At 47.7% G+C, this 22,268-nt stretch carries 15 protein-coding genes; 11 read left to right on the top strand and 4 right to left on the bottom strand.

Features of this window, described 5'->3' with window-relative positions:
• The first annotated feature begins 49 nt into the window (after positions 1–49).
• The 10 genes from GWG06_RS19685 to GWG06_RS19730 all read left to right on the top strand — a co-directional run bounded on the left by GWG06_RS19685 (position 50) and on the right by GWG06_RS19730 (position 17,219).
• A complete protein-coding gene (locus GWG06_RS19685; RefSeq protein ID WP_160715371.1) occupies positions 50–1,033 on the top strand; it encodes a FecR family protein in 984 nt (327 codons plus the stop codon).
• Positions 1,034–1,222: 189 nt separating this feature from the next.
• A complete protein-coding gene (locus GWG06_RS19690; RefSeq protein WP_202183066.1) occupies positions 1,223–4,780 on the top strand; it encodes a TonB-dependent receptor in 3,558 nt (1,185 codons plus the stop codon).
• A 21-nt stretch (positions 4,781–4,801) separates the two neighbouring features.
• Positions 4,802–6,529: a DUF4397 domain-containing protein gene (locus tag GWG06_RS19695; RefSeq protein ID WP_160715373.1), complete on the top strand. Its 1,728-nt coding sequence runs from the start codon at positions 4,802–4,804 to the stop codon at positions 6,527–6,529.
• 5 nt (positions 6,530–6,534) lie between these two features.
• A complete protein-coding gene (locus GWG06_RS19700; RefSeq protein ID WP_202183067.1) occupies positions 6,535–7,710 on the top strand; it encodes a hypothetical protein in 1,176 nt (391 codons plus the stop codon).
• A 35-nt stretch (positions 7,711–7,745) separates the two neighbouring features.
• Complete coding sequence (locus GWG06_RS19705) at positions 7,746–8,819, top strand: fasciclin domain-containing protein (RefSeq protein WP_160715375.1); 1,074 nt, start codon at positions 7,746–7,748, stop codon at positions 8,817–8,819.
• A 21-nt stretch (positions 8,820–8,840) separates the two neighbouring features.
• A complete protein-coding gene (locus tag GWG06_RS19710) occupies positions 8,841–10,073 on the top strand; it encodes a fasciclin domain-containing protein (protein ID WP_160715377.1) in 1,233 nt (410 codons plus the stop codon).
• Positions 10,073–11,074: a fasciclin domain-containing protein gene (locus tag GWG06_RS19715; protein ID WP_160715379.1), complete on the top strand. Its 1,002-nt coding sequence runs from the start codon at positions 10,073–10,075 to the stop codon at positions 11,072–11,074. Before GWG06_RS19710 ends, GWG06_RS19715 begins: the two co-directional genes overlap by 1 nt.
• A gap of 27 nt (positions 11,075–11,101) precedes the next feature.
• A complete protein-coding gene (locus GWG06_RS19720; protein WP_160715381.1) occupies positions 11,102–14,362 on the top strand; it encodes a TonB-dependent receptor in 3,261 nt (1,086 codons plus the stop codon).
• Positions 14,363–14,387: 25 nt separating this feature from the next.
• Positions 14,388–16,574, top strand: coding sequence for an IPT/TIG domain-containing protein (locus GWG06_RS19725; RefSeq protein ID WP_160715383.1), 2,187 nt, complete (start codon positions 14,388–14,390; stop codon positions 16,572–16,574).
• A 195-nt stretch (positions 16,575–16,769) separates the two neighbouring features.
• Positions 16,770–17,219, top strand: a complete 450-nt coding sequence (locus tag GWG06_RS19730) for a KTSC domain-containing protein (RefSeq protein ID WP_127038213.1) — start codon at positions 16,770–16,772, stop codon at positions 17,217–17,219.
• A gap of 161 nt (positions 17,220–17,380) precedes the next feature.
• Here the strand turns inward: GWG06_RS19730 and GWG06_RS19735 are convergent, their stop codons facing one another.
• The 3 genes from GWG06_RS19735 to GWG06_RS19745 all read right to left on the bottom strand — a co-directional run bounded on the left by GWG06_RS19735 (position 17,381) and on the right by GWG06_RS19745 (position 19,807).
• Positions 17,381–18,439, bottom strand: coding sequence for a WD40 repeat domain-containing protein (locus tag GWG06_RS19735; RefSeq protein WP_160715385.1), 1,059 nt, complete (start codon positions 18,437–18,439; stop codon positions 17,381–17,383).
• A gap of 133 nt (positions 18,440–18,572) precedes the next feature.
• Positions 18,573–19,031, bottom strand: a complete 459-nt coding sequence (locus tag GWG06_RS19740; protein WP_160715387.1) for a GreA/GreB family elongation factor — start codon at positions 19,029–19,031, stop codon at positions 18,573–18,575.
• Between the two features lie 26 nt (positions 19,032–19,057).
• Positions 19,058–19,807 (bottom strand): response regulator transcription factor, encoded by a 750-nt coding sequence (locus GWG06_RS19745; protein WP_127038208.1) that lies wholly within the window; start codon positions 19,805–19,807, stop codon positions 19,058–19,060.
• A gap of 338 nt (positions 19,808–20,145) precedes the next feature.
• Here GWG06_RS19745 and GWG06_RS19750 point away from each other — a divergent pair, with 338 nt between their 5' ends.
• Complete coding sequence (locus tag GWG06_RS19750; RefSeq protein ID WP_160715389.1) at positions 20,146–20,865, top strand: DUF3667 domain-containing protein; 720 nt, start codon at positions 20,146–20,148, stop codon at positions 20,863–20,865.
• Positions 20,866–20,914: 49 nt separating this feature from the next.
• Here GWG06_RS19750 and GWG06_RS19755 read toward each other — a convergent pair whose 3' ends face one another.
• Positions 20,915–21,718, bottom strand: coding sequence for a pseudouridylate synthase (locus GWG06_RS19755; protein WP_202183069.1), 804 nt, complete (start codon positions 21,716–21,718; stop codon positions 20,915–20,917).
• Positions 21,719–22,268 lie beyond the last annotated feature (550 nt).

Raw genomic sequence — 22,268 nt, forward strand, 5'->3', positions numbered from 1 at the left:
TTTTTTTTGGCCTTTATATAGTAGGTGATCGGTTTTTCACCTGTATAACATGGCAAATATCACAAGAGCACTTTTATTAAAATATCTCGATAACAACTGCAGTGATGCAGAAAAAAATATCGTGGAAGCATGCCTGCAACAGCCGGAAGGTAAGGCTATGCTGGATCTGCTGCTGGAAGAGCGTATGCAGCAGGATATGGAAGACAGCATGGATGCTCCGGTAGATATAGCCAGGCAGCAGCAATGGGCAGCGAATATGCATACCCGCATAAGGAGAGGAGAGGCGGTAAAGCCGCTGAAAAAACGTTATTATATAGCAGCCGCTGTTGCCGCATCCATACTGCTGCTGGCAGGCGTATTTACCTTCTTTAATAACGGCCGCTCTGAAAGAACAGTGCCGTTATTGGCTCTGCAACAGAATAAAGCAGGAGAACGGAAGATTATTCACCTGAGTGATGGTTCTGCCATTCACCTGGGAGCAGCCAGTCAGTTACAATACCCCGAACAATTTACCGGGGCTACGCGGGAGATTACGCTGTCAGGGGAGGCGTTTTTTGATATCGCTGCAGACCCGGCGCATCCTTTCATTATACATACCGGTACTATTGCTACCACCGTATTAGGTACCTCTTTTAAAATCGCTGCATTTGAAGGGCAGCCGCTGATAGTATCCGTGGCAACCGGAAAGGTACGTGTGGAGGACCGCAACCGGGGCCAGTTGGCGGTCCTCACCGCCGGTAAACAGGTAAGCTGGAACAATGAACAGGCCTTACTGGAAGATATCCGTGCAGAAGACCTGGCAGGATGGCAAAACGGCCGCCTGGTATTTAATAACCAGTCATTACTGGAGGTGGCTGCTACCCTGGAAAGATGGTATGATGTGAAGATTCACTTCAGTCGTCCGAAAAAGTCAAAGGAAAAAGTAACAGTCACTTTGTTCGCCGGTGCTGCGCTTAAAGCAACTCTGCAGACACTGGCAGCGGGAAATAATTTTACCTGGTCAGCGAAAGGCCGTGAAATATATATTCACTAACGCTATAATAAAACAATATGCATTAAAAGTATACATTAAAAATAAAAAACGTCCCTGCCTGCGTTGGACCGCAACAGGAACGCTTAAAAGTTGAACGGTCTGCCAAAAGTTTTCTCAGGACCAGCAGCAGCCGAATTATTAACAGATTTCCCGGTATAAAACCGGGCTTAACTATCAATATTCAAAAGTATGGAAAAAGGATTAAAAAAAGATCCTTTAGGATTTTTCGTGGAACCAGTGCCCGAAAGCTTTGAATTTGTGTTAAAGCCCAGTGGTGCAGGTTCTCCTCCTGCCTCCTGTAAGCTCAGACACAAAATTTACTTCCTGATGAAATGCTCATTTATTGTTTTGGCAGCACAGCTTACCTTCGTAAGCCTGTTGTTTGCTGACAACCTCAGGAGCCAGGATCTTTCCCGCCGCCTGAATCTTGATCTGAAAGATGCAGATGTCAGAGCAAGTTTGCTGAAGATAGAGCGCGAAACCGGTGTGAACTTCCTGCTGCCGGAAGCACTGCTGGCTACGGTGAACAAAAAAGTTAATCTCCGTAAGGAAGATATTACCGTGAAAGATGCCATTGCTGGGGTGCTGAGTGGTACTTCGCTCGAATATCATCTGCTGAATGGTTATGTAGTAGTTGCCAGAAAAAAAATTCCGGTGAAAATATCCGGCCGTATCCTCGAGAGCAAAACCAAAGAACCGCTGCCGGGTGTATCTGTCCGCGTAAAAAATAGTGCCGGCGGCGCCGCCTCTGATCTCCATGGTAACTTTACCGTGGAAATTCCCTCTGAAGGAGCTGTCCTGGTATTTTCACTGATGGGATATGAATCCAGAGAAGTGAAGGTAATGGGTAATACAGCACCTGTCATCATATTGCTGGAGGTGAGCACACGCACCCTGGGTGAAGTGCAGGTACAGGCACGTCGTAAAACCAATACAGAGATTACAGTGCTCCAGGAAAGAAGAAACGCTGCCATTGTACAGGATGCCATCTCTGCACAACAAATAGAAAGAACGGCTTCTATCACCACTACGCAGGCACTACAGCGGGTAAGCGGGGTTACTGTCACGGATGATAAATATGTGGCTATCCGTGGTCTGGGAGACAGAAGTGTGATCGGTCAGCTGAACGGAGTACGCCTGGCTTCTTCTGATCCCGACAGGTCCTCCATTCCGCTGGATCTCGTACCGGCATCTCTCCTCGATAACATCACTATCTATAAAACGGTTACGCCGGACAAGCCTGCAGATGCTGCTGCGGGTATCGTGGAATTGAAAACGAAATCAGTACCGGATAAAAGAACGCTGGAAGTTATTGCACAAACGGGTTTTAACTCCAACATCGGCCCCGGTGGCCGCATGAACAGCTTCTATAACAGTGATCTCGGTTTCCTGGGAAATAAGGTAAACAAGAAAAATCTGAGCAGCGATTTCCTGGACCTGTCTAAACAGTATCCCGGCAGCCTGAACCAGATTCAGCAACTGATCTCCGAAAGCAATGGCAGCCCTGCTATGCAACGGGAAGCCGCCCGGATCAATAAAATTATGCATGCCTTTGATCCGGTGCTGACTACACGTTACAAAACAGCGCCGCTTAACCAGCTGTATTCTGTTACCTATGGTAACAGCTTTAAGGTATTCGGCAATAAAACACTGGGACTCGTTGCCGGCGCTAACTACTATCGCCGCACTACCGACGTATATGGCGGAGACCTGACACAATACAGTATTTACCAGGGTGTAACCACAGGCAATCCGGACCTGTACAGCCCGCGGAATATCCCCAACTATATCACCCCCAATAACCTGTATATGGGTAAATATCAAACCTATAAAGAAAATACAGGCACAGAAACATTGAACTATGGCATACTCACAGGTTTGACTTTCCGCTTCGACAAGCGAAATGAAATCAGTATGCAATATATGGGCAGCTGGGGCAGTGAAGCACAGGCTGTCAATATGCACGGAAAGTACGAGTATTCCGGCTTACCGGGCGAGGTGAACAGCACTATTTACTCACTCAAGCAAACCCGTCGTTACCTGAATACTTTCAACCTGCAGGGTGAACATAAGTTCCTGGAAGGACAATATGCGCCAAGGCTGAGCTATAATCTGGCTTCTTCTACATCGGCACAAAACGATCCGGACTTCCGTTTTGTTACGCTGACAGATTACAAGCCCCGTGGCGGCGGTTTCTATACCCTTCCCAGCAACGGAGTGAAGGTATATTCGGAACATCTGTATGCGTTGAACTCAGGTTATGTGAATGGTTATGGTACGTATGGCATCATCCAGGCAGAACCCAACGGCCGTCGCTGGCGTCAGCTGAACGAAACCAACTGGAACTATAAAGCTGACCTGGTATTTCCCTTCCCGCTGTTCGGACAGAAACAGGAATTTAAAACCGGTTTCAACTACCTGAACCGCGACCGTAAGTTCCGGGAGAATATGATGTTCCTGCCGGGCTCCAACTTCGTACAGAACCGTTACAAGGCATTGTATGATGTAAATGGTAACCTGGATGCACTGGTAGGACCTAAGGTAATCGGTATCCTGCAACCTGTGGGTGGTACCGGCGAAGGTGCTGATGCTATCGGCGGCTTCCTGTACAACACCCAGAAGTCTCCCAACAACTACAACGGCTTCTTCGAAACCAATGCCTACTACGGTATGCTGGACCTGCATGTGCTGAAGCAACTGCGTATAGCCGGCGGCGTACGTTTCGAGAAAACCAATATTCAATCTGCTGTAGATACCTCCAATGTATTCCTGGATCCGTCACTGACCGCCAAGGATGATAAGGGGAATAGCGTACCGTTAGCGCTGATTAATCCGAATACGGTATACAAAACGGTGTACAAGCCCTATTACGCAGTGAATATGACTTACACCTACCGGGAGGATATGAACTTCCGTCTGGCTTACAATACCACACTGGCAAGACCGGAGCTGAGAGAGTTAACCAATGTGTTTGAATTCGATGCCTTCCAGATGGGCCTGGTGGTAGGTAATCCGCACCTGATCAACCAGCATACGGAAAACCTGGACTTTCGCTGGGAATGGTTCCCTCATCCGGGAGAAGTAATTTCTGTCTCCGCTTTTGGCAAACGTATTAACAACCAGCTGGTGAAAGTATTCAGCCTGAAAACGGATGGATTAGCGGCTAAATATCCGGAGTATCCCACTATTCAGTTCCAGAATGATCCTAACACAGGTATGGTGTGGGGGCTTGAATTGGAACTCGTAAAGGATTTAGGAAGATTAACACCTGTGTTTAAAAACTTCTTCATAGGTGCTAACCTGCTGCTTGCGCAAAGCAGCATTAAGAAAACAACAGCAAGGTACCAGGCCAGTAAATCGCTGGACAGAAATACACCGGAGAACAGCCCGCTGTTCGAACAGGCGCCTTATTCCATCAACGGCTGGCTGAACTACAGGAATACGAAGTGGGGCACAGACCTGACTGCCACCTTTAATATGGTAGGAGAGCGTCTGGTGCAAATCAACCTTACGGGAGAACCTGATTTGTATACCCGTCCTGCACCGGTGCTCGACCTCATTTTCTCACAACAGCTGGGTAAGCGCTTACTGTTCAAAGGTTATGCTAAGAACATCCTGAACCCTGCCATTCAAACCGTGTATGCCAATCCAGGTACAGGAGGATTCTGGTACGGGGAACGCTATATCAACCGCAGCTACAAACGTGGTGCTGAAATCATGATGGGATTCACTTACAAGTTGTTCTAAAAACTCATTAAAAAGGAAGATATGTATTATAAACGTTTTGCCGCCGGTCTGCTGTTGTTAAGCATCGGGATGCTGTCGTGCAAAAAAGAGAAGGTAGATTATTCCTACGATAACCGCCCTGATAAAACAGTAGGTGGTAACTCAACTGTCCGCCTCGTCAACTTTACAGATAATAACCAGTTATCGGTCAATGGCGATAGCCTGACCAGCTACCTGATTATTAAGCCTGTACCCGGTCAGGAAACATTGTATCCGGGTACTTACTGGTTTCCTGCAAACGGAAAAATGGGATCCATGTTTACCATTCCCCGCCAGTTTCTTACCAATGGAAGTGCGGATATCTCTACAGATTACCTGGCATATTCTATCAACAGTAATCCTTTGGGATTTAAGGTGACAGAAGACTATAACAAGCCTAAGGACTATGTTCTGATGAGAGGTTTTCCTTTCTCAGCAGAAAAAGTATCAAGAGTGCGGGAGGTGCCGCGTGAGATCACTGCGCCTGCGAAAGCCGGCTATTTTAAAATCCGTATTGTCAACCTGGCGGATCTGCCCAACGCTTCCTGGAATGCGGAGAATGTAACGAAACCGCTTACATTGGCCTATGCAGATGGTTCACCGGTAAGCGCTGCCACCAGTAATGTTCATCCACAAACCTGGTCGTCATATATAGAGTTGCCCTATGGTACCTACCAGTTTAAAGTACTTACTCCTGAAGGAGTAGAGGTAAGGGCAGAGGGAGGTACTGCCCTGGAGAATACGTATATGTCGGAGCCTTCAAGCTCTAATCTGATGAGGGTGGTGAATGCGATTCCCAATGCGGTGAGTACCGGCCTTACCTTCTCTCCGCTGAAAACATACCAGCCGGGCGGCGTTTACACGATTGTAGTGGGCCTGAATGTGTTGACGATGCTGAACCTGTACGGTATTCCGGGAGAAACCGCCATTTACTTTCAGAATATTTTTCGTGTGCTCGCCGACGTTAGTGAGCCGTTGAATACGGATTACTATCGCCTGCAGGCGGTACAGGCAAATGCTGAAGAAGGCCCCGTGAGTTTCCGCGTAAATGGCGCCAGGCTGGGCGACGCCGGTTATGCCACTGCTACAGACTATAGCATATTGGTAGCGGGTGCGGCCACTGTAGAAGCCATAAATGCTGCCGGTGCGGTATTGGCAACAGCCACACAGCGCTTCACTGCCGGACAGAATTATACTGCCTGGTTGTATAAAACACCGGAAGGAAAGAATGCGATCAGCATGGTGGCTAACAATCTTACCGGTAGCTGGTATGAACCGTTGCCGGGAACTGATAATACAGGGCAGGATGGTTCTCTCAACCGGATGACACATGCCTATCCGTTTAACTATCGCTTTCTCAATCTGTGCCCTGACCTGCCATATGCCAGCTTTACCTATGGAAATGGCCAGCCGGCAGGAGCTGCAGCCACTTCACGCAATCTGCAGCCAGGGATACCTGTTACCAATCAGCCTTACGCCCGTGTATTACAGGATGCAGAGGATTACCGGTTTATGGTGTATAAATCTTCTCCGGCAATATATCCCGGCAGCTGGATTTCATCGATTCCTGTGTTGAAGAGTACTGCATTTATTGCCCGTCCTGACAGGTATACCCGTGTGAAGCCGGTGCATGAACCCGGCGTATACACCGTAGCATTGGCCGGCCGGCTCAATGGTAGTCAGCCGGAAGGGAAAGGCGCCAGAATGATCATTATTAAACACACGAAGTAATTGTTATGACGAAGATAAAACACTTCCTGGCCGCAGCTGTGCTGCTATGGAGTTTCAGCTCCTGCAGCAAGGTAGAATATACGAAGGTCGATAAGCCTGCCTATCTGCGTGTATTCAATGATTTTAATACAAGAATCGGGGTCGAAAACAAGGATGAGCAGAAGCCTTTTATGTGTATGCTGATCGATCCGGAATTTGATAAGGACGGCGTCCCTGTGGGAGCTGCCATTAAAGGCGACTTTCTGGATAAGCGCGATCCTTATGCGCCACCATATCCTTCACATATCGGCAGTAGTACCAGTAAAAGGAATCCGGAGTATCCGGGTAAGGAGAGTGTGCCTGCCGGCCCCGTGTTGAATGGCTTCGATTTATCCAGCTGGGCGCAGATTCCATCCGGTAAACACCGTATCATATTTTATTACCGGCCTATGAATGAGATCCCCTTCTTTGACCTGGAACCTGCTGTCCGGAAAAACGTAGTAGTGGATACTACCCTGGAACTGGGTGTGGAAGAGGTTTATACCATGCATGTATTGCAAACGGATTTCACAACAAAATCCAGGGGCATCATTGTCCGTAAAGAAAATTTTCATCTCCTTCCGCTTTCTGATTCCATGGTGTATGTGAATTTTTATAACTACAGTGCAGCCGGTTTCTGGAGTGCTGATAAAAGTAAAAAAATTGATAATTACGAAGATGGTGTCATGCGCTTCGGTATCCGGGACGATGTGAATATCTGGATGTCGCTTTGCAAGCCTGGCGGCTGGAATACTATTACCGGTTACAAGTACGCTTACCTGGGGCAGATGAAAAGAAGCATCGGTAACGGCACGGCCCCTTATTACAGTTTTCCGTTGTTTGCAGATGCCGCTTCTAACCGCATCACAACAGATATATGGCAACGGTTTACATTGCTGGTACCCGGCCTCGATCCGGAACGGATTCCTTACGGCGACAGGGATTCGTACGTGGATGGACAATATGGTTTGCTGGCCCTGTACGGAAATGGCGCCAGGCAAACTTTTGAACGAGGTGGCCTGTTTCTGCCCAGTATGATTATTAACATCCACTCCGGTACTTATAATCCGCGTTCATTCGCTACGGTGAATACGCTGGAAGTGGTGAACGGAACTGCCTACCTGACAACGATTCAGCGGAGATATCCCAAACCGGTTTATTAATCATCGCGATTCTTTTCAACATAAAAAGTAGCACAATGCTTAAATATATCAGAGCCTGCATGTGGATCGCTTTACTGCCAGTAATGTTTACCGGCTGTAAGCATGATGAACTGACGGTGCCCGATACCAGGGAATCATACCGGCATGCGGGAGATTTTGTTAAAAATAATTACGACCTGCAACTGTTTAATGCCGCACTGGAATATACGGGGTTAGCTGCGGGATTGAACGGAGAAGGGCCTTTCACATTGCTGGTGCCCAACAATAGTGCGTTCAATGAGCTGGGTATTACCCGTGTGTCGGATTTTCAACGCCTCAATAAGGATAGCCTGAAACAGGCCATGCAATATCATATTCTCAATCGCAGACTGCCTGTAAACGAGATCCCTTCCAATGGTGTGGATGTAAGATATCTTAACCTGGCGGGGAAGGAAGTGTATCTGACCTTTGCATCTTTTGATCCTAAAGTACCCGGTTCTCAGGTAAACAACCTGTTTGTAAACGGTTCTTTTGCCGTCAAGAAAAATGTGGTGCTGGCAAACGGCATCCTGTACGTGATGGATAAGGTGATGAAGTATACGCCTGGTACGGTACAGCAGTTTCTGGCAGCGCAGCCGGAATACAGCGTATATGTTGCTGCGCTGAAGCAAAGCAGATTATGGGAACAGTTGTCAGGTGCAGGTCCGTTCACGGTTTTTGCGCCAGACAATGCGGCGTTGGAAAGGCAGGGCATTACCATGGAAAATCTGACTGCCTATAATCCGGATAAATATATAACAGCAAGACTGTTCGGGATGTATATACTTTCTGGAAAAAACCTGTTCCTGACAGATTTCCAGGCATTGTCTGTTATTTACGGTACTCCGTCATTGAACGCAACAATTGCCAATGACAACTTCAGATATCTGTTAAAGGCTATCAAGAATACATACCAGGTGAGCCCCACAGAATATTGGCTGTCCTACAGCGATCCTGAAAATCCGGCATTAGGGAACCAGGGAACTGTCTATGGTAACACCTCCCGTAAAAATGACAATCTCACCGACAACGGTATTGTTCATTATTTGCCCGACCTGGTGATCAAGCCGAAGGCGGCATTAAAGAAATAATCATTTCAAAAAGTTCTTGATATGAGACGTATCATATTTTATACACTCGCTTTGGCGGGAGTGCTCACAGCCTGCAGGAAAACGGAATTTCAACGGCCGCCGGTGGGAGTACCCGTACCATACACAGATACTGCTACCAGCGATTTCAATACCCTGTTAGCGCAATCAACGCAAAAATTATTCTATGCTGCCTGGCAGAAAAGCCATATCGATTCTCTCCTGAAAACAGAGGGCAACGGTATCAGGTTTACTGTGCTGGCGCCGGATGATGCTGCCATGACAGCTGCAGGTTTTACGGCAGACAAAATTGCCACTGCAAAAGTAACCGACCTGGATTCCCTGATGTTGTTTCATGTAATACCTGTATATATTGATTCGGCTATCTTATTGGGACAACAGGGTAACGTGCGGCACAAATCTTTGCTGAGAGACAGAACTATAAAAGAAATGGTCACGCGCCCGGGTTCAGCGGTGTCTTTCCCGGAAGCATATACCTATAAATTGTATCTCGGCGTGGCGCCAGACAGATCATTGCTCATCAATGGTAAAAAGAGCGGCAGGATAACACCAATATATGCCAGGAATGGCATCATCTATCCGATCAGTCAGCCGCTGGTGCGTCCGGGTAAATTAATGATCGATATCATTGATACTGATCCGCGCTTTACCATATTGTCCGGCCTCCTCAAGGCCATGGATAGTACCTGGGAAGCAGTCAGCTATGGCTGGTTTGAACGGCAGCAGCACCAGGCTTTACGGATGTATCCCGGAAATATTGTCGCAGGCAATGCCTTCTTTGCACCTACCAATGAAGCATTTAAAAAAGCCGGTTTTAATTCCGTGGAAGATCTGATGACATTAAACGCACGATCAATGCCTTACCTGGATGAGGAGTGGGGAGAAATGCGTAACGGACTGTTTGTGACCGATTCACTGCTGGCATATTCCTCATGGGGCCGGATGTACGCGCCCAGGACCTCCATCGGAGCAGGTTCGGGCGTACCCGCCATGTTCTGGTCCAACGACCTCAATGACGCAATGCTCAGCACTTTTGCATTGGTGACCAGCGGCGATAACTCCGTGCCTGTCTACCTGATGCCATTTGGTTTTGGTATGAATGGTACCCAGATTACGCTGAAGGTAAAAGGTAGCAGTCATCCTGCAGCCAATATAGTGGAAGCTGACATCCCAACGCTGCAAGGGCCGCTTCATGCAGTAGATAACCTGATTCTTGGCGATAAAGTTGAGTTCTGATGAGAAAGTTTAATATCCATTTAAAAGCCCTGGCAGCTTGTGGTATACTGCTGCTGACGGCTGCCGGTTGTTCCAGAGATAAAGATGTACAACCGGGTAAAGATAACAACCGGATAGCACAGGTATTGGCAGACAACTTCAACCTCTCTGTCATGAATACCGTGGTGAGTCGTACCTACCTGCGTAATGACCTCAATACGCCAGGCCCGTTCACCGTATTTGCACCATCCGATGACGCATTTGCAAAAGCGGGATATACCAACCAGCTATCTGTGCTGAGCGCACCGGCAGCATTGATAGGTGCTATCGGCGCCTATCATACCATGGAAGGAAATTACGACCTGAGTAAAATGCCTTTCCTGTTTAACCAGGAAATCACTTCCCGCGGAGGAAAGCTCTTTGTAACCCGGTGGGTTAAAGATAAGGATACCGTGCTGACCATCAATGGCAGCCGGCTGCTGGCCTCTTCCATCAAGGCTTCCAACGGACAGGTACAGGTAATTGACCGTATGTTGCAGCCTTACCTGTATGAGACAATAGGAGATGCGATTGCCGCGGAATCCTCTTTAACGCTGTTCTGGCAAGCGATACAGCGTGCCGGCCTGGTGGAGCTGCTGCAGGGTAAATCACCTCTTACAGTGTACGCCCCGTCTAATACCGCTATGGTCAGCAAGGGATATGCTACCGTAGAAGCCATCAATGCCGCACCGGTGGCCGAAATTGCGGTATTCGTAAAATATCACATGGTAACAGACCGCCGCTTTGTAAATGATTACATCCTGACAACAGCTACCGGTAAAACTACTACTACACAGCGGATGCTGGATAACAACTCCGTTACCGTAAACCTCATTCCGAATCCGCAACAGCCAGGCGCCTTTACGGGTATCCGACTGAAAGGGACCGGTAATACGGCAGATGTAAATCTGTTCAAACAGGATGTGATTGCAGGTAACGGCGTGTTGCATATCGTGGACAACACCTTACGCATCACGCAATAATCATCATTGATATTTAATATCTCAGACATGCAAGTTTTTACATTGAAACATATACACTTCCTTTTACTGCTGCTGATGCTGCCTTTCGCAGTACCGGCACAGGAAACAGGTGGTGGCCTTACCGGTAAGGTGCAAAGCGCAAAAGGAGAGGCCTTGCCCGGTGTCACAATTATTGCCATCCATGGCCCGTCCGGAACAAAGTATCCCATCATCACTGACAATGGTGGGCGCTACCGCATCAACGGCATGCGTATTGGCGGTCCGTATAAGGTAACGGCCACCATGATGGGGATGGAACCGCAGGCCATTGAAAATATTATGGTAAAGCTGGGAGAACCGCAATTACTGAACATCACGCTTTCCGATCAAAGCACCAGACTGGGCGAGGTAGTGGTGAAAGGAACCAGGGCAGCGCCACGCGCCAACAACTTTGGTGCAGGACAGAATATCAGCAAACAACAGCTGAGCAACATGCCCACCGTGAACCGCAGCTTACAGGATATTACCCGTATGGTGCCACAGGGTTCAAAAGATAACAGCTTCGGAGGTACCAACTTCCGTTACAACAACGTCACCATCGATGGCGCCATCAACAATGATGCAATTGGCTTCAGTCCTTCTAACGGCGGACAGAGTGGTACCAGCGGTCAGCCAGGTAGCAGCACCCGTACCAACCCCGTTTCCCTGGATGCAATTGAAGATATGCAGGTATATCTGGCGCCTTACGACGTGAAGATCGGGAACTTCACCGGCGGTAGCGTTAACGCCGTTACCCGCAGTGGTACCAACACCTTCACGGGGTCCGTATACGCCTATGGGCGCAACGCCGCCATCACCGGGAAGGATAAAGCAGGTACCCTGGGTAAGATGAACAGCGCTTTTGAAGACTACCAGGCAGGTGTACGCCTCGGTTTCCCTATTATCAAAAACAAACTGTTTTTCTTTACCAACGAAGAAATTACACGCCGTACCGAACCAACACAACTGGTGGCAGGTAAAGATGAGACCTGGCACATTCTGAGCGCCGCAGATGCAGACGCTATCCGTAACGAAACGATCAGCCGCTATGGCAACATCTTCGATCCGGGAACGGCAGGTACTTACAACACCAGCTCCAGGTCAACCAAATTCTTTAACCGCCTGGACTGGAACATCAACGACCGCCACCAGTTATCGGTACGTAACAATACCATCACTTCCAGTGCGGTGAGTATGGACCGTGACCAGCAGGATTTCCGTTTCAGCAGCATGGCATACAGACAAACCAATAATCAAAGCAGCACGGTATTGGAGCTGAAAAGCCGTTTCAATAATACGCTGAGCAACAGCTTTGTGGCAGGTTACAGCGTGGTGCGCGACTACCGCGATCCACTCAGTGATCCTTCGCTGCCACAGGTGCAGATTATGGGCCGTACACCGGGTACAACCATCTATCTCGGTACAGACCGTGAAGCGTCGATCTTTAATATGAAACAACGTACCGTGGAAATCAGCGATAACGTAACACTTACAAAAGGTAAACACACCTTTCTGTTTGGTACGCATAATGAACTTTATCATATCGACTATGGTTTCGTGAATAGCTGGAACGGCCGTGTAGACTACCTGAGCATCGAAGATTATCTCCGTAATAATCCTTACCGGGTGCGTGGCAGCTACAACTACGTGAACAATAACCGCGACTACATCCGTGACCATCCGGGCGCCAGGTTTAACATCAGTCTGCATAGCATATATGTGCAGGATGAAATCCAGGTAAATGATAAACTGAAACTGATGCCCGGTTTACGTGCAGATTATACCTGGCTGCCGGATAAGCCTGCATTAAGTGAGAAAGTAACTGATTCACCGGCAGATCCCTACTTTGGAACTACTTATGCCTATACTCCCCTGAACCGTATCAGTAACCGGTTCTTTAATAAAGTGAAGATTTCGCCACGACTGGGCTTCCGCTACGATTGGCTGGGCAATCAAAGCCTGATCCTGCGCGGTGGCGCCGGCCTGTTCACCGGCCGTATACCTTTTGCATGGCTGGCCTATGCCTATTACAACAATGGTCTCGGATATGGTTCTTTTGATCAGCGGGCAGACCAGAAACCTTTCGCTCCCGGTTCAGATGCCATCAGACCAGGGCCTGACGGTATCGCCGGTTTCATCAGAGATAATGGTACCATCATCAATCATCCTAATGCAGGCAAAACGCAGGTGGACCTGGTAGATAATGATTTCTCCATGCCGCAGGTGCTGCGTGCCAGCCTGGCGGTGGATTATACGACTGTCAATCAATGGAAATTTTCCGTTGAAGGTATTGTAACAAAGGTGCTGAAGGATGTCTTCTTCCAGCAGGTAAATATCTCCGATAATCCAAAATATTACGGATACGATAAAAACCGGGAGCAGCCGGTGTATTCCGGAACTATTAACCCGGCCTTTTCGAATGCTTACCTGCTGAGTAATACTACCAGCGGTTTCCGTTACAATGTAACCGGTACCATTACCAAAACATTCCAGTCCGGACTGTATGTAACCGGTAGCTATACTTTCGGAAAAAGTAAAGACCAGTTCAATGGTATCCGTAACTCTATGGAGTCCAACTGGCAGCTGAACCAGGCATTGAGTCCCAATAATGCCGGGCTGGCCTATTCCAACTTTGATATCAGACATCGTATAGTCCTGAACGTTAACTACAGGAAACAATGGAATAAGGTGTTGGTGACCAGCGTAGGGCTATTCGGTACCGCGCAGTCAGGCAGTCCGTTTACCTATGGTATTGTGAATAACAGCGTGCAGGGGCTGCCACAGCAGGTGAGCCTGGCTTACATTCCTGCTGCAGACGAAGCAGTCAGATTCTTCCGGGATGGAGCAGAACATACCGCCGAGCAACAGGCGGCTGCATTCAATGCTTATGTAGACGGTAATGCTTACCTGCGCAGCAGGAGAGGGTTGTTTACAGAAAGGAATATGGGCCGTACGCCATGGAATATCCAGGGCGATCTGCATCTGGCGCAGGAATTCCATCTTCCTGCCCTGAAAACGCATTACATCACCATCACGGCAGATATCATCAACTTTACCAATATGCTGAATGGCAACTGGGGCCGTCAGTACTTCTCTCCCAATACTTTCAACAGCACGGCTTCTGTAGGATTGACACCTACCTTATATCCACCGGCGCAGGGTAAAGAAGGCTACCCTGTTTACAATTTTGCGGACCCGGGTAAGCCTTATTCGATCGATTACTTCGGTTCACGTTACCAGATGCAGCTGGGTGTGCGCTATACTTTTTAACAAAATATCTATAACATCCTGACAGATGAAAAAGATCATCACCTATTTAATCAGTCTTGTGCTGATAGTATTTATTGGTTTGACAGAAGCCTGTAAGAAGAACGATCCGCCAATAGCAGCCTCCCTTGCGGTCCGCAGTTATTATCCGAACAGCGGGAATGCAGGTACGCTGATCACCATTCAGGGCACGGGGCTGCTGGCAAAAGGGACGGTTATGTTTGGTGATAAGGCCGCCGAAGTACTGAACTTTAACGACACTTCCATGGTGGTACGTGCACCTGAAAATGAGGCAACCGTTAGGTTAACACTTGTTACCACTGATAAGACCATTAACATAGGCAACTATACTTACCAGCAGCTGAGTGTCCATGGTTTTTCTCCCATGAACGGTGCTGCCGGTATGCAGATAAGAATCAGCGGAGAAGGCTTTGGCAATACCCATTCACCGGCTGTTGTTACCATCAACGGTGTCAGCGCCAGTGTGGTGAGTGTGAGCGATACCCTGATTGTGGCAGAAGTGCCGGAGAAGGCAGGTAGTGGCCCTGTAATGGTAGCGGTGGATGGAAAGACCTCTTCCGGCGCCAACTTCCGCTTTCAGTCGGTTACCGGAATCAAGCCCCGCACAGGTGGAGCCGGTACTAAAGTGACCATATCCGGAGAAGGCTTTGAAGGTACAGCAGCCGGTAATATCGTTGATTTCAACGGTAAAGCGGCGAAAGTACTGGAAGTATCTGCTACTAATCTGGTGGTGGAAGCTCCTGAAGGCGTAGCAACCGGACCCGTAGCAGTAACTATTAACGGACAGAAAACAACCGGTCCTGCGTTTACCACAGTACCGCCACCCACTATTGTATCCGTGACGCCGTTGAGTGGTCCTAAAGGACTTGATATGACGATCAACGGAATTAACTTCAGTACACTCCCTGAAGAAAACGTAGTAACGATCAACGGTACGGCCGTTCCGGTGAAAACAGCGACTGCCACCAGACTTACGTTGATACTTCCCGGCGGAACAGGTGATGGTAAAGTGATGGTATCCGTGAACGACCAGAAAGTGGAAGGCCCGCAGTTTAAAGACCAGAACCTGGGTATTACGCAGGTGAACCCGGCTACCGGTCTGGCAGGTACGAAAGTAACGATTACCGGCGCCGGCTTCAGCGCCGTAGCCGCAGAGAATATTGTCACCTTCAACGGTGTTGCTGCCATAGTGGAAAGCGCCACAGAAACGTCTCTGGTGGTAACAACACCTGCTAATCTTACTAGCGGTCAGCTGGTGGTAAAACGTGCAGCACTGGAAGCAAAGGCGCCGAATGAATTTTTCCGTGCAGGCGTGCAAACACTGTATGGAGGCCCCGGCACAGGAAGCTTTATTGGCGGCAGCTCCTCCGGTATTGCCATAGATTCCAAAGGAAACGTATATGTATCCAGCCGCTCTGACAGAACGATCCGTAAAATTACGCCTGATGGCCAGGCGGTTATCTGGGCAGGTAAACTCAACGAATTCGGCAGCGAGGATGGCCCGCTGTCTGCAGCCACCTTCGGTAGCATCAACGGTATCGTAATAGATGCCAGCGATAATATGTATGTGGCAGAGAGCAATTACGCCAATAACATCCGGAAGATTACACCTAATGGCATGGTGACTACCCTGAAAACAGGCTTGCCTTACGCTGGGAGGGTATTCCTGAACAAAGCCGGCGAGCTGTACATTACGCAGATGTATCAGGGTATTCTGAAAGTACACGCAAATGGTGCTACAGAAAAGGTATTTGGCGCTACAGCCTCCGATGCCTGCAGCCCTGCTTTTGATCTGGCAGGTAATATCTACTTCCTGAACGATGACTATAACACCTATATATCATTCCTTCCTGCCAGGGGAGCTGCTATCATTGAGTATATCGGTCAGTCTGAAGGTGGTTACCAGGATGGTCCGCGTTCATCCGCCTTACTGGGGGCAGCACCATCCGGTTTAGTGCTTGATGGGGAAGGCAACCTGCTGATCTGGGACAAATGGAATTATAGTGTCCGTAAATACAATGTGGTGAGCGGAGAGGTAACCACCATGATGAAGGCTGCTTCCGGTTATGGGGATGGCGCCTTTGATCAGGCAAAATTCTCTCCCATTGTTACAGGAATGGCAATAGGTAAAGATGGAAGTATTTATGTGATTGATGCTAATAATAGTGCTGTGCGGAAATTATTCCTGAGATAGGAGATGGTTATAGCATAATACATTCGATTAAAGGTAAAGCCCCGTCTGATCTCAGACGGGGTTTGGCTTTTCTGTACACAGGAACAGATCTGACAATGCCATTACATTAATTTGTCGTAATTTTGCGCGCTATTTATATTAAATGGTAGTCTGCTCATAATGATCAGCCTGTTTAATTTTTGAACACAATACATAATGAGTAAAATAATTGACTACAGAAAACTGCTGGGTGTTACCAAAACTGCAGATCTTAAAGAATTAAAAACCTCCTACAGAAATTTGATGAAGGAATGGCATCCGGATAAATTCGAGGGACTGGATGAGGAAAAAAAATCAGCCGCAGAAGCAAAAAGTAAAGCATTGATAGAGGCATATCATTTTCTGGTAAGTATTGCACCGGAAACGATTGAAGCTGCACTGCCTGCTTATACTGCTACCATCTCTGCCAGCATGATTCATGATTTCAGTTATAGCAAAACAACGTTGCAGATCCAGTTTCAGGATGGCAGCAGCTATGAGTACCTGGATGTGCCTAAAGCATTATACGTGAAGCTGGTTAACTCCGATACGCCGGGCAGATTCTGCCGCAGGCATATCTACCACGAGTTTGTGTATCGTAAGGTAAGCAAGGCTGTAGAAGTATAGTATTGATCTTATATAATATATAAAAAACGGAGTGGCCGGTAACAGCCACTCCGTTTTTTATGTCTGTATTCATCCTCCTGTTTCAGTCAACGGAGAATGAACATCATGATGTATGTATTGAACGCGCTTCTTAAATCTGGAAACCCCTTCAGAAAAATTCATCACACCGGCAGCCCGTATCCGCGCAGCTGTCCGTCACTCGTGGTCAGCAGCAGCTTGTCATGCACAATCATCACATTGATAATATTACTGCTGTAATCATAGATATAGTCCGGATTGGTAGTAGGATTACCATCCAGGTCGTAGGCGGTAAACTCAATACCCTCTGGCATTACTTCTGCCTTACAGCGTAAATCTTTTCGGTCCAGCAGTAATAATCTTCCGAACTGAGAGACGATGAGGATATTATTATCATCTACAAAAAATACACTGTAGTTGATATTATCTGGTTCAGAGGAGGGGAAATCTTTACTGCCATCGAAAATGGCAGATTGCTCCTGATCTGCTACCAGGGCAATTTCCGGAAAGGAATAGACCACCAGCGGGCCATCATAATGAGGGGCCATCACAAACTCTTTTCCGGAGGGGGCAAAGTTACCCATGATTACGTCATCGCATTGGGTGAGTTCTGTCAGGGAGATGATACCATCATTCAGCCGGAGTTGCATGTGGATGCAGTCATCCTGACCGGCAGCGGCTTCCAGCAGGATGGTGTTATTGTCCGGCGTAGCATGAAATGTATAGGCGTATTGCTGGCTCTCCTGCAGCGGATACGAGGCTATCACCTCAAAAGTGCCGGCATCCATTACCTGCAGCTCGTCGGTTTCATCGTCATCTCCCGGTAATATATACCAGATGGTTTTATTATCCTTGCTGAAATAACACGCTGCACCCAGGAACCAGCCCCAGGAGCGGTGCGCTACAGTATGTAAAACGGTGGTTCCTTCCGCATCGAGAATACGCATGTCAGTCATGCCCGCAATGGCAATCAGGCGGCCGTCGGAAGAGGCAGACAGCTTACTGCTGACATAGTTCGCATTTTGTCCCTGCATGATTTTCTCCCAGACAATCTCCAGGTTGGCATTGAGTTTTGTAATCAGCGGCTGACTGGCAAAGTTCATCAGTATCTCTCCATCCGGCAATGGTACTACGTTTACCGGGTTGGCGGTAAATGTCAGCCTGTGCTTTAACGGCAGGTTTATATGTAAAAATTGACTCATGTTTTTTGTTTATACCGTCGCAAAGGTAAGGCACAAATCACTTTTCCGGCAACCCTTATCTTTTTTGGCAGATGAAGACAGATGATGGAAGTGGTATTGCCTGCAGCAACGGCCGGCAGGGAGGAGCAGATCATCAATAGATCTCCGTTATCCTGTTTTTCCCTTTGAATTCAAATTCATCTCCTGCTTTTTTCTGCATCAGTTGCTGTGCGAGCGGAGATGCCGGGGAAAGAAAGAAAATAGTTTCTCCGTTGATAACCTGTTTACCAAGACCTGTGCCTATAAAAAAACCGGTGGTGGCAGTCCGTACAAATGCGCCCGCAACAGGTACATGATAAATGACCTGTACATTAACAGCCTGCAGCGCAAGAAGGTCCTGCCGGTGAGCCAGCAGCTGCCTGGCATGCATATCTTTTTCCATATGGCTCATCGCTCTGCCTGTCTCATACTTATCGCCGACGGAACTTTTGCTTTCGTTGTTTGCCGCCGCCTGCGCATCATCCATCGCCTGCTGTGTGGTGGCAATACGTTGCAGGAAGATTTGTTCGCAGTATTGTTTCAGTAATTGTTTGTGGACGATTCTTTCTTCCATAAATGATATTTGTCTGATGGCAAAGGTCAGATAATCCGGCTGTTGATGGCATACGACAACGCCTCTACGATACTATTTACTTCCAGCCGCTCAAATATGCGCCGGCGGTAGTATTTAACGGTATCCGGGGATACGAAAAGTTTTTCTGCAATCTGACTGATGGTCAGCCCCTGGGCATGCAGCCGCAATACAGCTGTTTCCCGTTCTGTCAGCGCCGGCTTCCTTGATTTGCGCCAGCGGCGTTGCTTAACATCCAGTTTCCACACATCTGCTGAATGTTGCCGGTAAATCCGGGCATGCCCTGCTGTCTGATGATGCGATATGGAAACGATGCAAAGGGCCTTCCACATGTTGCCATCGGGAGTCATCAGCAAGGGCGTCAGCTTATGATTAATCAGCACCGGTTTGCCATCTTTGCTGATCAGGTGAAAATCGTAGGTGATACTTAACTCTTTTCTCTCTGCTACAGGTAATGTTTTGAAGAAGTTGAACCCGGTTTCATTGATAATGTTGAGCAGTTCCAGGTCCGGCTCCGGTACATGCCGGAAGTAAAAATCATAGCCGGATTGCAGTACTTCAGCAGCCGTGTATCCGCAGAGAAACAGGGGATTGTCCGAAACATATTCAAAAGACATATCTGCATAATCAATGATGTACAGACTTTCATACGTAAGCCGGGCAATGGCCTTTACGGCTTCGAGGTAATCCTGTTGCTGCTCCGGTTGCTTACCCAGGTGATTCTTCGTTAACAGGCTGGAATAACGGTCGTTTTTCATCGGTGTGTGTAATGCGGGTAAATTTACACTAAAGTGTAGGCTTTCAAAATCTTTTTGTGTTGACTTTTGATGTAAATACCTGGTTATATGAAGCAGCTGTCAACCATGAATCGAGAGGAATTTACTGTCACACAACCTGCCCTGAGATGCGTATTACTGGTGTTTGCCGTACTGGCGCCGGGAATGGGAATACTACTTTGCTGCTTTCATGCCAGGTGTATGGTTTTTGTTCCGTTGATGGCCCTGCCGGTTACTTTTCCGGCGTTGAAGACCGCTTTAAAACGGATAAGAGCGGAACTAAAGTCCCGTTCCATTAACGCTTTAAATTGCGGATGTTTATGAGCTGCTATAACTGTAATCAGCCTGTCAGTGAAAAATTTTGTGGCAACTGCGGGCAGCCTGCTGTTTTAAAACGGGTCGATGGTCATTATATTCTTCACGAAATACAGCATATCCTGCATTTCGAAAAGGGTATCCTCTATACTTTTAAGGCGCTGCTGGTAAGTCCGGGGAAAAGTATACGGGAGTTTATCACCTGCAACCGTAACCGACTGGTAAAGCCTGTTATCTTCCTTCTCATCACTTCCCTGATTTATACGGTCATCATTCACTTTTTTCATACCAGTGAAACCCATGCTGCGCGGGGTATTCCGCAGTCATCGGGGATAGCCGCCGTTTTTGCCTGGGTGGAAAGTCATTATGGTTATGCCAACATCATTATGGGAGTATTTATAGGAGGGTGGCTGAAACTGATGTTTGGCAGATATGGCTATAATTTTTATGAGATGCTGATTCTGTTATGTTTTGTAATGGGGATGGGCATGTTGATACTTGCAGTTTTTGAGCTGGGAGAAGGGCTGTTGAAAGTCAGCCTGGCATCGCCGGCCAGCATTGCAGCTATTCTTTACTGTGCATGGGCTATTGCGCAGTTTTTTGATCCGCGGAAATTCAAAAATTACTTACTCGCATTAATGGCTTATCTGTTAGGTATGTTTTCCTTTATATTATCAGCAGTGCTGTTGGGAGCAGTGGCTGACCTGCTGATGAAGCATGTGTAGAAATGAGCAGTGGCAGGATATTCCTGCCACTGCATATGTAACCATGAAATCAGCTTAGCATATAACTCAGGATGGGTGCGCATTTCTCTTTACAGGGCTTGTAATAGGCGCCATGTTTCCAGGTGGCTGATTTGGGTGATAAGCCCCACCAGAATTCAGCCAGCGCCAGAGGCTCCAGCTGATGCCGAAAGGCATATTGCAGTAATTTCGGACCTGCACATTCTCCGGCACCCGCCGGTGGCTGTTTATAGCCGTGGTCAGTAAAAATATCTACCAGATTCCTGAACTGCCCGGCCCTGTTACTGAAATTATATTGTTCGTGGAGTTGCCGTTGTAACCTGTTGGAATGAGCTTTGCGTAATTCCTTCAGCTTGGTGATGGCCGCCTCGTGGAGGATGGCATCTTCCCCGGACAGTACGGCAATTTCATTGTTGATGGCTGATAACCGGATCATACCGGCATTCAGAAAGCCGCCTGTTTTAAGTCCGTCGAATACCGGCTCCACAAATCTGTTATGGTGATTGCCATTTGCCAGCTTGCCGGAAAAGGCAGACAGGTAACCCAGTACGCCGCAGCGGGTTCTAACCACCAGTACGCCGAACATCTTGCCAATAACGGCGCCGTTACCATGGCTGCCGAGGCCAAAATTGTGTTTCCATTCATTCTGAACGGCCAGGTATTGCTGTAGTTCGGCTATAGCCGTTTCACACAGCGGATGAATATTGTCTTCCAGGTTAAACGTAAGCGATTCCGCTACCGACCTGGCATTGTCCTGGTCGGTAAAGCGGCAGAAGGCCGTGCCGGCATCCTGTTCTGTTATGGATAAATCCTCTTTTACATCTGTCTTATACATGCTTGCGGGCATATTGTCAGCCCCCCGGAGAGGGGGAAGGCGCAAAGGTAAGCGATTTTATATGGATGGGTGAGGGTAATGGATGCAGGCAGATTTTTCAGGATGGGTACAACTGCCGGAGAAGTGGAGTGCGGGCGCCGGCAGTGGTTACAGGCGCACATACACAGAACTCATACACCGGAATCCTTTCAACTGGCTCCCTTACATTTTTTTTGTTGTCAGGAAAAAAATTTTGCAAGATAATTTTGTTAAATTATCTTGCAAGTGGAAAGTTGAATGCTGTATGTAGATCCATTTTGAAAAGTTGTTTACTGAAACAATCAGAATTAAGTTGATATTGCTTATGTACTGAATAGTCGCACAGTATGGCCAATTAAGAGTATATTTTATCCCTGGCCCCTGCTGGACTAATTTTCTTAATCCGGTGACCTCGTACAATTTTATTTTCATCAACATTATTTAAAAGTATTCCAACGGCTGGAATTTAAAAGTACTGTAACTGGTTTTTGCTTACTGTTCAGAATAAGAACAGCGGAGAAGTATTTTTTAT

Source organism: Chitinophaga solisilvae, assembly GCF_009928525.1.
Lineage (GTDB): Bacteria > Bacteroidota > Bacteroidia > Chitinophagales > Chitinophagaceae > Chitinophaga > Chitinophaga solisilvae.